This window comes from Odoribacter sp., assembly GCF_985060555.1.
Genome location: NZ_CFKYFN010000012.1, coordinates 1 through 15,675, shown reverse-complemented (window position 1 = coordinate 15,675; position 15,675 = coordinate 1). Strand labels below are relative to the sequence as shown.

13 protein-coding genes are annotated in these 15,675 nt (G+C 45.2%); 7 read left to right on the top strand and 6 right to left on the bottom strand.

Annotation, left to right across the window (positions count from 1 at the left end):
* The first annotated feature begins 157 nt into the window (after window positions 1-157).
* The 5 genes from AC5RDS_RS01570 (at window position 158) to pepT (ending at window position 7,715) form a co-directional block, all read left to right on the top strand.
* Window positions 158-1,384: an MFS transporter gene (locus AC5RDS_RS01570; RefSeq protein WP_013611345.1), complete on the top strand. Its 1,227-nt coding sequence runs from the start codon at window positions 158-160 to the stop codon at window positions 1,382-1,384.
* Between the two features lie 308 nt (window positions 1,385-1,692).
* Entirely contained in the window at window positions 1,693-2,565 is an 873-nt protein-coding gene (locus tag AC5RDS_RS01565) for an AAA family ATPase (protein WP_306451921.1), read from the top strand.
* A complete protein-coding gene (locus AC5RDS_RS01560; RefSeq protein ID WP_087381780.1) occupies window positions 2,562-4,280 on the top strand; it encodes a VWA domain-containing protein in 1,719 nt (572 codons plus the stop codon). Before AC5RDS_RS01565 ends, AC5RDS_RS01560 begins: the two co-directional genes overlap by 4 nt.
* Before the next feature lie 187 nt (window positions 4,281-4,467).
* Window positions 4,468-6,432 carry an OPT family oligopeptide transporter gene (locus AC5RDS_RS01555; RefSeq protein ID WP_022160707.1) on the top strand — a complete coding sequence of 655 codons (1,965 nt, stop codon included), beginning with the start codon at window positions 4,468-4,470 and terminating at the stop codon, window positions 6,430-6,432.
* Window positions 6,433-6,497: 65 nt separating this feature from the next.
* Window positions 6,498-7,715, top strand: a complete 1,218-nt coding sequence (pepT, locus tag AC5RDS_RS01550; protein ID WP_013611341.1) for a peptidase T — start codon at window positions 6,498-6,500, stop codon at window positions 7,713-7,715.
* 74 nt (window positions 7,716-7,789) lie between these two features.
* On the opposite strand, the gene AC5RDS_RS01545 is transcribed toward pepT, so the two are convergent.
* From AC5RDS_RS01545 to mce, 6 genes are all read right to left on the bottom strand, one after another.
* Window positions 7,790-8,152: a DUF488 domain-containing protein gene (locus AC5RDS_RS01545; RefSeq protein ID WP_013611340.1), complete on the bottom strand. Its 363-nt coding sequence runs from the start codon at window positions 8,150-8,152 to the stop codon at window positions 7,790-7,792.
* A 427-nt stretch (window positions 8,153-8,579) separates the two neighbouring features.
* Window positions 8,580-9,845, bottom strand: coding sequence for a sodium ion-translocating decarboxylase subunit beta (locus AC5RDS_RS01540; RefSeq protein ID WP_013611339.1), 1,266 nt, complete (start codon window positions 9,843-9,845; stop codon window positions 8,580-8,582).
* A 21-nt stretch (window positions 9,846-9,866) separates the two neighbouring features.
* Window positions 9,867-10,289 carry a biotin/lipoyl-containing protein gene (locus tag AC5RDS_RS01535; RefSeq protein ID WP_013611338.1) on the bottom strand — a complete coding sequence of 141 codons (423 nt, stop codon included), beginning with the start codon at window positions 10,287-10,289 and terminating at the stop codon, window positions 9,867-9,869.
* Between the two features lie 13 nt (window positions 10,290-10,302).
* Window positions 10,303-10,647 (bottom strand): OadG family protein, encoded by a 345-nt coding sequence (locus tag AC5RDS_RS01530; protein WP_041556425.1) that lies wholly within the window; start codon window positions 10,645-10,647, stop codon window positions 10,303-10,305.
* A gap of 2 nt (window positions 10,648-10,649) precedes the next feature.
* A complete protein-coding gene (locus tag AC5RDS_RS01525) occupies window positions 10,650-12,212 on the bottom strand; it encodes an acyl-CoA carboxylase subunit beta (RefSeq protein ID WP_013611337.1) in 1,563 nt (520 codons plus the stop codon).
* 126 nt (window positions 12,213-12,338) lie between these two features.
* Complete coding sequence (gene mce, locus AC5RDS_RS01520; RefSeq protein ID WP_013611336.1) at window positions 12,339-12,743, bottom strand: methylmalonyl-CoA epimerase; 405 nt, start codon at window positions 12,741-12,743, stop codon at window positions 12,339-12,341.
* A gap of 364 nt (window positions 12,744-13,107) precedes the next feature.
* Here mce and AC5RDS_RS01515 point away from each other — a divergent pair, with 364 nt between their 5' ends.
* The gene (locus AC5RDS_RS01515) at window positions 13,108-13,533 is read left to right on the top strand and encodes a hypothetical protein (RefSeq protein ID WP_013611334.1); all 426 of its coding nucleotides are present in this window, start codon (window positions 13,108-13,110) and stop codon (window positions 13,531-13,533) included.
* Window positions 13,534-13,624: 91 nt separating this feature from the next.
* Window positions 13,625-15,013: an aminopeptidase P family protein gene (locus AC5RDS_RS01510; protein ID WP_013611333.1), complete on the top strand. Its 1,389-nt coding sequence runs from the start codon at window positions 13,625-13,627 to the stop codon at window positions 15,011-15,013.
* Window positions 15,014-15,675: the final 662 nt, after the last annotated feature.

Sequence of the window (15,675 nt, the reverse complement as noted above, 5' to 3'; positions counted from 1 at the left end):
TGTTAGTTATGAAGATGATGGGTAGGATAATTTATTTTGAAGGCTAGTTTATTTTTCACTTAGCTTTCGATTCCCCCTTTTTTTATCGCCTATTGCTTTTTTAGCCTATAGCCTTTAAGCTATAGCTTTTTAGTCTTTTGTTTATAGTTTTTTTATCATGGATCTTTGGAAAAAGAAATTTATTATTATATGGTCGGGACAGTTGTTTTCTATCCTGAGTAGTGCTATTGTCGGATATTCGGTCATGTTTTGGTTGAGCATAGAGACTAAAAGTGCCGAAGTGCTATCCTATGCTGTGTTGGCGACCTTATTACCTCAGGCTTTGTTAGGACCTATAGCGGGTGTATATGTCGATCGTTGGAAAAGAAAACTGACCATGATCGCTGCCGATAGTTTTGTCGCTCTATGTTCTTTGATACTGGGAGGTTTATTCTATTTCGATCAGGCTGAATTGGGATTGATTTATTTGTTGATGGCTCTGCGGAGTATCGGAAATGCTTTCCATTCACCCGCTATGCAGGCGGCTATTCCCATGTTGGCGCCCGAATCGGAATTAATGCGGATTGCCGGAGTAAACCAGGCGTTACAGTCGGTGAGTAGTATTGCCGGACCTGCCTTAGGAGCACTTTTGATCACTTCACTGAATATGACGGTGGTGATGCTGCTGGATGTTGCAGGGGCGATCATCGCTTGTACCGCTTTGGCTTTTGTTGCGATCCCCGACCCGGTCAGGACGGAAGAAAAACGGAAACCCGGAATATGGCATGAAATGGTCGAAGGCTGGAAGGAAGTACAAAAACATCGGGGATTACCCTGGTTGATGATAATTTCCGTTGCAGTTACTTTCTTTTTAATGCCGGTTGCTGTATTGTTTCCCTTGATGACGGTAACTCATTTCGGAGGAGATACTTTTCAAATGAGTCTGGTAGAAATTGTCTGGGGTGCAGGTACATTGCTCGGCGGTTTGATTCTGGGAGTATGGAAAATAAAGATCCGGCGGGTTGGGCTGATCAATAGCTCTTACCTGGCCTTGGGAAGCTATATTCTGATATCGGGATTATTGCCTTCGGATGCTTTTGTGCTGTTTGTGTGTTTAACTATTATCGGTGGATTGGCCGGTTCGTTTTACAGTGGGCCTTTCACTTCCGTTTTACAAACTTTTATCGATCATACTGCTTTAGGCAGGGTATTTTCACTTTTTGGAAGTCTGAGTTTATTACCTTCTATGATAGGTATTTTGTTGACCGGTTATATCGCCGATACGATAGGGGTAAGTAATGCGTTCTGGATTTCCGGATGTATCATTTTATCCCTGGGGGTGATTTCATTCTTCATCCCTTCGGTAATGAAACTGGAAAAACGGAGTGGCGAAGATCGTTTTTAGCACTAAAATATCGGATTTGTACGGATACAATTCGGGAAATCCGGTATCTTTGCAGGAAAGGTTTTGGTTGTTTGGAGTTCCTCTGTCATTGTAAAGAGAAAGGGAGCTTCTGGCGGAAGAAAATCCGAAGGATTTGCTGTTGAAGATTTCATCTAAAATCGAAGATGAGATAATATGTCGAACAGAAGGATAAATTTTCTCGGCAGGAACGGGGGGTGAGTCTCGGCAAACCGGAAGTTTTTAAACAACCATAAACTGTGTTTTAATGGTTTTCCGTTCAGGAATGAAAATGATTTGAAATAAAACCTATGCAATCGAATAAGACAACTGCCTCGCTACTACAACCGGACTTGTTTCCGGATTTTCGGACCGCTTCTTTCAGTCCTCCGAAACATTCCAGGGACTTGTGTATTCCTCAATGGAAATGGGAATTTTTATGCCATACTTTGTATCTGGGGAAATATCCTTTTCTGTTGGGGCCGAAAGGATGTGGTAAATCATCGGTGGCGATGGAATTGGCCGATGCTATGGAAATGGATTATTTCGGTTTCGATATGGGGCAGGCATTTAAGCCGAAGAAAATGTTTGTCGGTGGGTTGGTTATCGGGGATGAAGGGAAAACCCTGGCGGTCCGTTCCGAATTTTTCAAGGCTTTCACTTCCGATAGGCCTACGTTGATCTTCCTGGACGAGCTGACCCGTATCCCGATGGTGGCTGCTAATTTTCTGATGACGATTCTGGACCGGCGACAGTCGTATCTGTATGACGAAGATTCGGGTGTTCGCTATAATAAAGGCACGAATGTACAATTCGTCGCTGCCGGTAACACCGGGTTTGCTTATGTTTCTACCCAACGGCTGGACTCTGCTTTCGAAGATCGGTTTATCAAGGTACAATTGGATTACCTGACTCCCGAGGAGGAAGCGGCATTGATGATGCAGCGTTATCCTTTGGTAAAAGCTTCTGCAGCGGCTCAACTGGCAGAGATAGCCCGTTTATTGCGACAGGCCGAACAAAAAGAGGCTCTTACCGTGTCGTTGTCCACCCGACAGGTTTTGGATGCCGCAGCCTATTTGCAGTTGGGCTATTCTGTCCGCGAGGTGGTCGAAGAGGTTATTCTGACCAATTATGTGATTGCCGGTGAGCAGTTAGTGGCCCGCTCGTTAGTACAGATGGTATGACCCGCGAAGAGATCGAATCGGTGTATAGCCGGGATGTTTTGGACCGGAATTGGTGGGGAAATTTCCCGGAACCGTTGGATTTATTGGGAAAAGATTTTCCGAAGACGGCCGATATCTATCGATTGATGCCGGTATGTGCCCGCATTGCCTTGCATATGGGAGGTGAATTGCCACGGATTATTTTTTCGAAAGAGGGGGGAGCCAGGATGGATTTCAATTCCGTGGTGATGAATCCCGAGATTCTTTCGTTGAAAGTGAGTGAACAGGTTCGGGCAGAAGTTTTTTTCGGCCAATATATTCATCAGGTCGGGCATATTTGTTATAGCCGGGGAGTATACGAAAAATACCGCTGTACACTTCAGCAAAAATATTTTATCCATCTGATAGAAGATCGTCGGATAGAAGGGAGGATTGCCCGGGTATATCCGGGATATTATTATTATCTGAACGCTGCCCGCCGGATGCAGTTTACACTGGCCTTACTGAGGGCTGAACAGGAATTGAAGTTTACCGATTTGGACGATGTGCGCTATAACTATCTGGCTACCCGGGTCCTTTTTCCTGAATTGCTGGAATATGAAGTGTTTAAAACCCGTTTGCTTCCTCACCGGAGCCGGTTGGGATGGATCGACGGCCTATTGGATACGATTACGGATTATGCTTCCCTGGAACCACGACAAGTGGTGGAGCTGGCACAACAAATCAGTGCCCGTTTTATAACTAAGGACGAGGAGTTACCGCCGATGTTCAATTATTATTCCAGGGTAATGATGAATCTGCCTCTGGAAGTGGAAGGAGCTCCGGTGGATATCGATGTCAAGATCCTCGACGATCTGTTTTTGGATTTGAGTAAATCGCTGGATTTGGTGCCTTGGGCCGATATCGAAGAGGATACGAAAGGGGCTTTGAAACGGGCCGGAAGTCCTGTTGCAGAACGCTATCGGGAACTGGATGCCTCTTGTGGGGTAGTAGATCCGGTCTTGATGCGGAGAGCAAGGGAATTAGCCGCTAAAATCCGGCTGAACTTTCTGACCTTTCAGGCAAAGATGAATAAAGCTTGTGTTTTTTATGAGCAGGAGAGCGGGGATTTGGATGAAGACGAATTGTATCGGGTGCATTTGAATCCTCATATTTTTATCGAGGAGTTGCCTGCCCCTTCGGCTTTGCTGGAAGTGGTGATTATGCTCGATTTATCGGGATCGATGACCGATGAAAATAAACTGGAATTGCAGTTGGTGTTATCGGTCGCTCTGGCGCTTGCTTTCGAAGCCAATCCGGATATCCGATTTTCTATTTATGGTCACCGGGTAAAGCAGGAAAGGGTTGAAATCGTCCGGTTTCATGAACCCGGGAAACGTCTGGAGATCAAAAAGCTTTTTTCTCAAGAGGGAATGTATGTCAATGCCGATGGATTCGCTATCCATTATGCTACGCAGAAATTCCGGACTACCACACAGAATAAATTACTGTTTATGATTTCCGACGGCACACCGACAGCAGCTGCCGGTAAGACCGATCCGCGGGTACATGTCCGGGAAATGGTCCGGGAGGCCCAACGGAATGGAGTCACTGTACTTTCTATCGGGATTTCGAATTTTAACCAGTCGGATATGTACGACGAATTTATTCCCTACTCCGGACCGGAAGTCACCACCCGGCTCGTCCAATGGTTAAGGCGGAAATTTGCCCATATTGCCGATGGGGCGACCTTTTAACCCGTCGTTTGTCGTTATTCGGTGACCGAATCCTTATAAAAACAGTAAAATTTGAAACTTAGAAAGGGTTTTTCCGATCTTTTTACTTTTAATCTTTTACTTTTTACATTAAATCGTTATTTTTGGAATCGTTTGAGAAAAGGAAGCATCGTTGCGCTAATTCAATTAATCATCATAATACAAACTTATGGAACAAGAAGAACAAAAGCTAAATTCGTTGCCCGATAACGCCTATCGGGAGTTGAAGCCTGGCGAAGTGTATAAACCGATTATGCCGGCTAATTCGAAACCCCGGGAAGTAACGACTTACTCGGTGGTTTTCGGTATTATTATGGCTATCGTCTTTTCGGCAGCTGCAGCTTATCTGGGACTGAAGGTGGGACAGGTGTTCGAGGCTGCTATCCCGATCGCTATTATCGCGGTTGGATGCGGAAATCTGATGAAAAAGAATAATATGCTCGGACAGAATGTGATCATTCAATCTATCGGGGCTAGCTCGGGAGTGATCGTTGCCGGAGCGATCTTTACATTACCTGCTTTGTATATTCTTGGTCTGGATGCTAAATTTTATCAGATTTTTTTATCCTCTTTACTCGGAGGATTGTTGGGTATTCTGATGCTGATCCCTTTCCGTAAATATTTTGTAAAAGATATGCACGGGAAATACCCTTTCCCGGAAGCTACGGCGACGACCGAGGTGCTGGTTTCGGGTGAAAAAAAGGGAAACCAGGCGAAATTATTGGCGGTGAGTGGATTGGTCGGTGGATTATATGACTTTTTTATCAGTACTTTCGGTTGGTGGACAGAGACCATCTCCACCCGGATCATGGGTTGGGGAGAGATGCTGGCTGAAAAAACGAAGCTGGTATTTAAAGTGAATACAGGGGCTGCAGTGTTAGGCCTGGGATATATTGTCGGATTGAAATACGCCGCTATTATCTGTGCCGGTTCGTTTACCGTGTGGTTTGTGCTGATCCCGTTTCTGAGTTATTTTGCAGATGGACAGACTGTTGCTGTAGGAGAAGGGGTTTCTATGCTGATCCGGGACATGTCGCCCGAACAGTTATTTACGAATTATGCCCGTCATATCGGTATCGGTGGTATCGCTATGGCCGGTATCGTCGGCATTATCCGTTCGTCGGGTATTATCAAACAAGCCTTAGGCCTGGCGGTAAAAGAATTGGGGGGAAAGAAGGGAAGTGAAGAAGTGGCAGAACGTACACAGCATGATCTTTCGATGAAGTTTATTCTGATCGGTTTGCTGGCGACTTTGATTACCACTTTCATTTTCTTCCAGTTCGGTGTACTGGGTAATCTCTTCCAGACCATTGTCGCCATACTGATTGTGTTTATTATTTCTTTCCTGTTTACTACGGTGGCTGCTAATGCTATCGCTATCGTGGGGACGAATCCGGTATCGGGAATGACTTTGATGACATTGATCCTGGCTTCGCTGGTTTTGGTGAGTGCCGGGTTGAGCGGGACAAACGGCATGATGGCTGCCATGGTCATCGGTGGCGTGGTTTGTACTGCTTTGTCTATGGCCGGAGGTTTTATTACCGACTTGAAAATCGGTTATTGGATCGGTACGACTCCCGCAAAACAGGAGCGGTGGAAATTTCTGGGAACCGTTGTTTCTGCCGCTACGGTGGCCGGAGTAATGATGATCCTGAATCAGACTTACGGATTTGTAGGTGAAAATGCTTTGGTGGCTCCCCAGGCGAATGCGATGGCTGCTGTTATCAAACCTTTGATGGAAGGAGGAGCGACTCCCTGGATGCTGTATTTTGCCGGTGCCGCACTCGCATTGATTCTGACCATGATCGGGGTACCTGCCCTGGCTTTTGCCCTGGGAATGTTTATTCCGTTGGATCTGAATACGCCTTTATTGATCGGAGGGCTGGTCAGTTGGTATGTATCTACCCGTAGTAAAGATGAAAAAGTAAATAAGATGCGCCGTGAACGCGGTACACTGATCGCTTCCGGGTTTATAGCAGGGGGAGCCCTGATGGGAGTTATCAGTGCCGTATTGAAATATGCCGGAGCAGATTGGTATGCTACCTGGAGCGGGGCAGAATGGCTGGCCGTTGTCATGTATGTCGTTATTATCGGTTACTTTATCTGGGATTCGTTGAGAGCCAAAGAAGAGTAAACCGGAGAGGAACCCGATAAACGAAAAATCGTAAATCGTAAATCTAAAATCTAAATCATAAAGATATGGAATTAAAAGAGCGTTTTTTGAAATATGTCGGATTCGATACCCAGAGTGATCCGGAGAGTGAAACCTATCCGTCGACTGCGAAACAATTGATTCTGCTGAATTATCTGGCCGAAGAGATGAAAGAGCTGGGGTTGGAGGATGTGGAAGTCGATGCCAATGGTTATGCGATGGGTACTATTCCGGCAACTCCCGGGTATGAAGACCGGCCGGTGATCGGTTTTATCTCGCATGTCGATACGAGTCCCGATATGAGTGGGGCCGATATCCATCCCCGTATCATTGAAAATTACGATGGGGGAGATATCTGTCTGAACGAGCAATTGACGATGACGCTGGCAGATTTTCCGGAGTTGGCTTTTTTCAAGGGGCATACCTTGATCACAACCGACGGTACGACGCTGTTGGGAGCCGACGATAAAGCAGGGGTGGCAGAGATCATGACCGCTGCCGAATATCTGATGAAGCATCCAGAAGTGAAACACGGCAGAATCCGGATCGGCTTTACGCCCGACGAAGAAATCGGAAAAGGGGTAGACTTTTTTGATGTAAAACATTTCGGTGCCACCTTTGCTTATACCGTAGACGGAGGCTTTGAAGGAGAGCTGGAATATGAGAATTTCAATGCTGCCAGTGCCCGGATCGAAGTACAAGGACGCAATATTCATCCGGGTTATGCGAAGGATAAGATGATCAATGCTTTGCAGGTGGTCAACGAATTGAATAACTTATTGCCTCCTTGTCAGCGGCCCGAACATACGGAAGGTTACGAAGGTTTTTATCATCTGATCAGTATCAGGGGAGAAGTAGAAAATGCTTCCAGTGAATATATCATCCGGGACCATTCGCGGGTGAAATTTGAAGAGAAAAAACGCTACCTCCAGGCTGTTACCGCTCTGTTGACCGGGAAGTACGGAGAAGGGGTGATCAAACTAACCCTGAAAGATCAGTATTATAATATGCGTGAAATGGTCGAACCTTATCCCGAAGTAATCGATAAAGCCTTCCAGGCGATGGAAAAGGCCGGTGTTACTCCGATCGTTCGTCCTATCCGCGGCGGTACGGATGGTGCCCGTTTGTCCTATATGGGACTGCCTTGTCCGAACTTATTTACAGGAGGTATGAATTTCCATGGAAAATATGAATATTGCTCGCTGAATACAATGCAAAAAGCGATGCAGACGATTTTGAATCTGATCGAATTGTGGGGTAAATAATACCCGGATTCTTTGTTGAACAGCCTGCCGCATGAAGGAGAGCGTACCCATCCGGCAGGCTGTGTGTTATCCGGTTATTTTTTTAGCTGGGTTTCCAGGTAGTTCTGTAGAATCCGGGCATGGTTGTGAACAGGATCTTTCGAAGCATATAACAAGGTTACTACCGGATAAGTCCCGATTCTGGAAAGAAAATCTTTAACGGCTTGCGAGTGCTCCAACTCTTCTTTATACATCGAAGTAAATTCTTCCCAATGTCGGGAGATATCGTCATGAAACCAGGTTCTTAAACCGGGAGAGGGAGTGATTTCTTTAGCCCATTCATCGTAGGATAAACATGCTTTTTTTATCCCTCTGGGCCAGAGCCTGTCGACTAATACCCGGTAACCGTCCCCCGGTTCCGGATCGTCATATACCCGTTTTATTTTGATTTGTATCATGTTTTTTTACTGTTTTACTGATTGGAACCGAAAAAGTTATCATTAAAACGTAGAATTATTCTGTCGTTACTTATATTCGTCTTCGGTGATCGGAATTGGCGACCCGGTCAGTGAAGGGAAGCCTTACCGGACCGTTCCAGGCGAACCGGTCTGACGGGATAAAACCCGGAATCGGAATAGAAAGAAAAAATATACCTACCTATAACTTGGCCCTTATCATCGTTCCAATAAACAAATACCTTCCGTCTGCTATCGGTAGGGAAGGTATGCGATTGTACAAAAGCTTGTCCTGTGGGCTGAGGGAGGCCGGACACTGGCAGGTGGCATCGGAATGGGAGAAGCATATTTTACTACTGTAACCGTTTCAACTGAAAAAGGGTGCACTTCATTGAAGCACACCCTTGATTTATTACGGTAAACTCTTGTTTTATCCGAGGAAAGAGAGCAGGATACCGGCTGCAACAGCAGAACCGATAACTCCGGCTACATTGGGCCCCATGGCATGCATCAGCAAGAAGTTGCCAGGATTGGCTTCCTGACCTACAGTCTGAGATACACGGGCTGCCATCGGAACGGCCGATACACCGGCAGAACCGATCAGCGGGTTGATCTTATTCTTGGTAAACAAGTTCATAAATTTAGCCAGCAATACTCCTCCGGCACTTCCCAAAGCGAAAGCCAGGATTCCGATTACCAGGATGGCCAGAGTTTGGTAGTTCAGGAAAGCTGTTGCGGTAGTTGTCGCTCCAACCGAAACACCCAGAAAGATGGTGGTAATATTCATCAGTTCGTTCTGAACAGTCTTACTCAGACGTTCTACAACTCCACTTTCACGCATCAGGTTACCTAACATCAAACAACCGATCAGCGGAGCGGCAGAAGGTAACAATAAAGATACAAAAACAGTAACGATGATCGGGAATATGATTTTTTCTGTTTTAGATACTTTACGCAATTGCTTCATGACGATCTCGCGCTCTTTCTGAGTAGTCAGCATTTTCATAATAGGCGGTTGGATGACCGGTACCAAAGCCATATAGGAATAGGCAGCCACGGCGATCGGGCCTAATAAATTGGGGGCTAACTTAGAAGTCAGATAAATGGCGGTCGGGCCGTCGGCTCCACCGATAATACCGATCGAACCGGCTTCGGCATAGTTGAATCCGAGAACCAAAGCTCCCAGGAAAGTAGCGAAGATACCGATCTGGGCTGCTGCTCCCAATAGGAAACTTTTCGGATTGGCTAACAGCGGACCGAAATCGGTCATTGCTCCTACACCGATGAAAATGACACAGGGATAGATACCCAGTTTCACTCCGAGGTAGATGTAATCCAGCAATCCGACGTTATTGGCATTTGCAAAATCCGGCCAATGAATGTGTCCTCCTTCAAATAGTTCCGGATGATACAATCCGGCTCCCGGCAGATTGGTCAGCAACATACCGAAAGCGATAGGCAACAATAACAGAGGCTCGAACTTTTTAACGATAGCCAGATAGAATAATAAACAAGCGACAGCTATCATCACCAAACACAACCAGTTGCCCTCGACAAGGCGGGCAAATCCGGTGTCGTTCAGGAATTTACTGATGCTTTCTCCTAAACTGACTTCTTCGGCACTGGCGATAAAGGGCGTAATAGTCAGGCCCAGAAAGGCAACCAGCCGAAAGAGATATTTTTTCATTTGTTTCATTACTAACGATTTTACAATGAATTACTGCAGATCAACCAGTTTATCGTCCTGTACGACCGTCTGTCCGACAGTGACATGGATGGCTTTCACCTGTCCGTCCTTGTTAGCCATAATGTTGTTTTCCATTTTCATGGCTTCCATGACGACTAAGGTATCTCCCCGTTTCACCTGATCACCGACTTTTACGTTGATGGTCATGATCGTTCCGGGAAGCGGAGCTTTGATACTGGTGGCACTGGATGCTGCAGCAGCCGGTGCTGAAACATGTACCTGTGGGGTACCGGGAGCTGTCGATTTGCGGATAGGAGCTGCAACCGTATTTTTGCTTTCATAGCTTACATCGTAAGATATCCCGTTTACTTCTACGTTAGCTTTATGATGATCCGTTAGATTCACTGTGACGTCGTAATTATTTCCGTCGATAGTGATTTTAAATTTATTCATATGGTCAATTTATTTACTTGATAATCGTATTTCTCATGCTGTAAATTTTGGAACTCCATGGCGAATAGCGCTTTTCTACTTCCTGAATCGTGATGACATGCGGCTCTTCATCGTGGGCATCGAAGTACAGGTGCATAGCCATGGCTATGGCTGCTTGTTCGTGAGGCGTCGGATGGGTTTCTGTCGTCCTTACGGTCGCTTCTTCAGAAGCCCCTTTCGAGTGGCCTGTGATGCCATTGATGATTTTGGTTTGCAAACCAATTACCCAAATCAAAACAATAAGCAGTAAAAATACAGTTCCGATTCCCATTCCCGTGACCAGGAGCGCATAGCCCCAGTCGATTGCTAATATGGTCATAATTATAAAGGTATATTAGAATGTTTCTTCATCGGGTTAGTGACACGCTTCGTCTGTAAAGACTGGAAGGCCCGGATCACACGGAAACGGGTGTTGCGTGGTTCGATCACATCGTCGATATAACCGTAAGAAGCTGCTTTGTAAGGATTAGCGAATGCATGATTGTATTCTTCCTCTTTCTCTGCGATAAATTTAGCTTTTGCTTCCGGATCGGTGATCGCTGCTACTTCCTTACCGTATAGTACTTCGATAGCACCTTTGGCACCCATCACGGCAATCTGGGCTGTCGGCCAGGCGTAGTTGAAGTCGCCGCGAAGTTGTTTACAGGACATCACGTCGTGTGCTCCTCCGTAGGATTTACGTAAAGTAACGGTTACTTTAGGAACGGTAGCTTCGCCGTAAGCGAACATCAATTTGGCTCCGTGGGTGATGATGCCGCCGTATTCCTGCACACGGCCCGGTAAGAATCCCGGTACGTCTACCAACGTCAGGATCGGAATATTGAAACAGTCGCAGAAGCGAACGAAACGAGCTGCTTTACGCGATGATTCGATATCGAGTACTCCGGCATAGAAACTAGGCTGGTTGGCGATAATACCCACAGAACGTCCTCCCATCCGGCAGAAACCGACGATGATATTCCGGGCATAACGTTTGTGTACTTCGAGGAATTTACCCTGGTCTACGATTGCTTCGATTACTTCCAGCATATTGTACGGCAGATTGGGATTATCCGGAATCAGGCTGTTCAATTTGTCTTCCAGACGATCGATCGGGTCGTTGCATACCATCATCGGCGCTTCTTCGAGGTTGTTGGAAGGCAGATAAGAAAGCAGATCACGGATCAGAGAAATACCTTCTTCTTCGTTTTCTACCATAAAATGAGAAACGCCCGATTTGGTCGAGTGAACTTCTGCACCTCCCAGGTCTTCTGTACTGATATCTTCGCCGGTAACGGTTTTTACCACCTTCGGTCCGGTAACGAACATGTAAGAACTCTGATCGGTCATCAGGATGAAGTCGGTCAGGGCAGGAGAGTATACGGCTCCACCGGCACAGGGGCCGAAAATAGCGGATATCTGTGGAATAACCCCGGAAGCCAGGATGTTACGCTCGAAAATTTCAGCATATCCTGCCAATGAATTTACGCCTTCCTGAATACGTGCACCACCGGAATCGTTCAATCCGATGATCGGAGCTCCTACCGTCATCGCTTTGTCCATGACTTTGCAGATCTTCTGAGCCAACATTTCTGAAAGTGCTCCTCCGAATACGGTAAAATCCTGTGCAAATACAAATACGATACGTCCGTTGATCGTTCCTTGTCCGGTAACAACTCCGTCTCCGAGGAATTTTGTCTTTTCCATGCCGAAATTATTACACCGGTGTGTGACGAACATATCGAATTCTTCGAAGCTGTCTTCGTCCAGCAACATGGCGATTCTTTCCCGGGCTGTATATTTACCCTTTTTGTGCTGAGATTCGATCCGTTTTTCGCCTCCGCCCAATTTCGCTTGATTTCGTAAGTCGATAAGTTCTTTGACTTTATCTTGATTTGTGGCCATAAAATTTTAAATTTACTTTTAAATATCTAAAATGCCTAAGCTTTGAAAACATCGAAAGCGCCAAAAGGACACTGCTTTAAAATGCCTTTCTGACGTTTTCAATCATCTTTGACGCTTTTGACGTAATTATTTTTTACCGCAAAGTTCTGTCAGTACCCGATTGGTTGATTTCGGGTGAAGGAATCCGATTTGAAGTCCTTCTGCTCCGGTACGGGGAGCTTTGTCGATTAACTGACAACCGGCTGCTGCTGCTTCGTTTAAAGCTTCGGCTACATCTTCAACGGCAAATGCCATGTGGTGCATACCGCCACCATTTTTTTCTACAAATTTCCCGATAGGACCTTCAGGATCGGTAGATTCCAACAATTCGATTTTTGTCTGACCTACTTGAAAGAAAGCTGTTTTTACTTTCTGATCTTTTACTTCTTCTACTGCATAGCATTTCAGTCCTAATACATTTTCATAAAATGGAATAGCTTCTTCCAGACTTTTGACGGCAATACCGATGTGTTCGATATGAGTTGGTTTCATGATCAATAAATTGATTTGTTAATAAATTGTATTTTAAAATGTTTGATTTTCACCGTTTTATGTTGTATAACATATTTTTTTACGCACTCAAACGTCTTTTCGAAAACGTTGTTATTGCAAAAAGCGTTCCAAAATTACGTATTGTTCTTACGATTATCAAGCAAAATCGGAAGATTATTTTCAGTTTTTCATGTTTAGAACAGTTTTAAATAACAGACGATACATTTTCAGGTTTGAGGGGATTCGAAAGGGAAAACCGAAAACTTTTCGATAGGAAAAACGTATAAAATTTGAATCTTCTTTCAAAAAAAGAGTAGGACAAAAGACTTTTTGAAAGAAGAAATAATATTTAAATCTTCAGATTATGAACAAACAGAGATTTGCTGTCATTATTGTGGCTCTCATCGGCTTGATAGCTACTTTTTTACCTTGGTATAAAATTGTACAATTGGGAACAATATCCGGAATGTCTTCGTCGGGCTGGTTTACCTTTATCATGTTTATCATAGTGATTATTCTGGCTTTGAGAAAGGATCTGCATGAAGATCTTTCGATGGGAATTTCCTGGAGCATTACGATTTGTAGTTTACTGGCATCGTTCGTCGTTTTGTGGAAAATTATCGATGTCTGGTTCGCCCAGGAAGGAATGTTTAGCCTTGGTGGCGGTATGGAGGGAATATTGGGAAGTCAGGTCAGTATCGCTTACGGAGCCTGGATTGTTACTATCGCCGGGATCTGTGTCCCGTTTGCCGGTTATTTGTTCCGCAATAAATCCTTTCGGCGGGTTTGAGAGAAATTTTTTACTTTTTGCCTTTCCCCTTTTGGCTTTTTTCTTTATCTTGTGACACTTTTTAAACCGTACTTACTAAAAATTGAAAGATATGTTTGAAACAAGTGTTTACAAAAACAGACGCGCCCGTCTGAAAGAAAAAGTGAAAAGTGGTTTGGTGTTGATCCTGGGAAATGGGGAGGCCCCGGCTAATTATACGGATAATACTTATAAGTTCCGTCAGGATAGTTCGTTTCTCTATTTTTTCGGTCTGAATCAACCCGGTTTTGCAGGAGTGATCGATATCGATTCGGGGGATGAATATATATTCGGGAATGATGTGGATATGGATGATATTATCTGGATGGGACCTCAACCGAGTGTAAAGGATATGGCAGCCCGGGTCGGCGTGTCGAAGACCGCTCCTTTTGCCCGGCTGGCGGATTGTATGAAAACGGCGATTTCTCAGGGACGCCGGATTCATTTTTTACCTCCTTACCGTTTCAGGAATATGCTCTTGCTCGAAGAGTTGTTGGGTATCCGGCCTGCTTTGGTGAAAAATTATGCTTCGCTGGAACTGATCAAAGCTGTGGTCGATCTCCGCTCGGTAAAAGAACCTTGTGAAATCGAGGAAATCACCAAAGCTTGTAATATCGGTTACGAAATGCATACAGCTGCTATGCGGAATTGTAAACCGGGAGTCAAGGAACAATATATTGCAGGGCTGATCGAAGGAATTGCAGCTTCGTACGGAAGTATGGTGTCGTTCCCTGTGATCCTGTCGCAGAACGGTGAAACACTCCATAATCACGATCATAGCCAGATCCTTCAGGAAGGACGTATGATGCTGACGGATGCCGGAGCAGAAGAAGTGTCCCATTATTGTTCGGACTTTACCCGTACGGTTCCGGTCGGTGGGAAATTCCTGACCCGCCAGAAAGAGGTTTATAATATCGTATTGGCTGCTAATAACAAAGCGATAGAGATAGCTAAACCCGGGGTGACTTATCAATACGTGCACCTGGAGGTATGTAAGGTGCTGGCACAGGGTTTGAAAGATCTCGGCCTGATGAAAGGAGATGTAAACGAAGCGGTTGCTGCCGGGGCGCATGCCTTATTTATGCCTCACGGACTGGGACATATGATGGGATTGGATGTACATGATATGGAAGACTTGGGACAGATCTATGTGGGATATGACGATGAAACCCGGCCGATCGACCAGTTCGGAACTTCATCGTTGCGGATGGGGCGCCGGTTGCAGGAGGGATTTGTCATTACCGATGAACCGGGATGTTATTTTATTCCGGCATTGATAGACCAATGGAGAGCACAGGGGATGCATAAAGAATTCCTGAATTATGACAAGATCGAAACATTCAAGGATTTCGGAGGTATCCGTTTGGAAGATGATATCCTGATTATTCCCGGAGGTTCGCGCTTCCTGGGAGATAAACGTACTCCGATTACTGTCGAAGAAGTTGAGGAGATTATGCGTTAAGGGGTGTTTTTTTTAATCTGATATTCAAATTAGAGGTTAAATATTTTTATTTGCAAAATAATATTTAAAATCGTAAGGATGCATAGAAGTTTTTCTATGCACCTTTTTTATGGTTTTGTGTAAATCAGATGTAAATGGAAAAATGGTAGAATTATTCTGTCGTTACTTATTCGTCTTCGGTATTCGTGTTTGGTGACCCGGTCGCTTCTGTCGGTCGTCTGGCTCTTTCTTTCACTGACCGGCGGAACTCCTCACTCCGCAAAAAACTTTACGTTACGTTTCCGTCAGACACCACCGGTCGGACGTTCAGAAAAAGCAAGACGACACTCGCCAGAGCTCCAATGGTCCCCGAACACGAATACCTTCGACTTACGTTATCACTGCCTGGCAAGCTAAACCGGACCTGAAAACCGTAAATTTCAACGAAAAAAGATTTTCTGATAGAGTAACCCAATTATCCATAATCCGATAGAGATGAGCCGGTATTTTATTCTATAAAATTTTTCTAATTCTTCCTTTGCCAGGTCGTGTTAACGTGAGATGCAGGGTTTTGTGGCGGAAGACCATTGGAGCAGGAACGAGTGTCCGGTTAGGTTTTCCGAACGCCCGACCGGTGGTGTCTGACGAGCTTGCGAGGAGTTCCGCCGGTCAGTGAAGGAAAG

Excerpts from the sequence above, each read along its gene's own strand:
- AC5RDS_RS01570 (WP_013611345.1), top strand. The coding sequence starts at position 158 with ATGGATCTTTGGAAAAAGAAATTTATTATTATATGGTCGGGACAGTTG.
- AC5RDS_RS01565 (WP_306451921.1), top strand. The coding sequence starts at position 1,693 with ATGCAATCGAATAAGACAACTGCCTCGCTACTACAACCGGACTTGTTT.
- AC5RDS_RS01560 (WP_087381780.1), top strand. The coding sequence starts at position 2,562 with ATGACCCGCGAAGAGATCGAATCGGTGTATAGCCGGGATGTTTTGGAC.
- AC5RDS_RS01555 (WP_022160707.1), top strand. The coding sequence starts at position 4,468 with ATGGAACAAGAAGAACAAAAGCTAAATTCGTTGCCCGATAACGCCTAT.
- pepT (WP_013611341.1), top strand. The coding sequence starts at position 6,498 with ATGGAATTAAAAGAGCGTTTTTTGAAATATGTCGGATTCGATACCCAG.
- AC5RDS_RS01545 (WP_013611340.1), bottom strand. The coding sequence starts at position 8,152 with ATGATACAAATCAAAATAAAACGGGTATATGACGATCCGGAACCGGGG.
- AC5RDS_RS01540 (WP_013611339.1), bottom strand. The coding sequence starts at position 9,845 with ATGAAACAAATGAAAAAATATCTCTTTCGGCTGGTTGCCTTTCTGGGC.
- AC5RDS_RS01535 (WP_013611338.1), bottom strand. The coding sequence starts at position 10,289 with ATGAATAAATTTAAAATCACTATCGACGGAAATAATTACGACGTCACA.
- AC5RDS_RS01530 (WP_041556425.1), bottom strand. The coding sequence starts at position 10,647 with ATGACCATATTAGCAATCGACTGGGGCTATGCGCTCCTGGTCACGGGA.
- AC5RDS_RS01525 (WP_013611337.1), bottom strand. The coding sequence starts at position 12,212 with ATGGCCACAAATCAAGATAAAGTCAAAGAACTTATCGACTTACGAAAT.
- mce (WP_013611336.1), bottom strand. The coding sequence starts at position 12,743 with ATGAAACCAACTCATATCGAACACATCGGTATTGCCGTCAAAAGTCTG.
- AC5RDS_RS01515 (WP_013611334.1), top strand. The coding sequence starts at position 13,108 with ATGAACAAACAGAGATTTGCTGTCATTATTGTGGCTCTCATCGGCTTG.
- AC5RDS_RS01510 (WP_013611333.1), top strand. The coding sequence starts at position 13,625 with ATGTTTGAAACAAGTGTTTACAAAAACAGACGCGCCCGTCTGAAAGAA.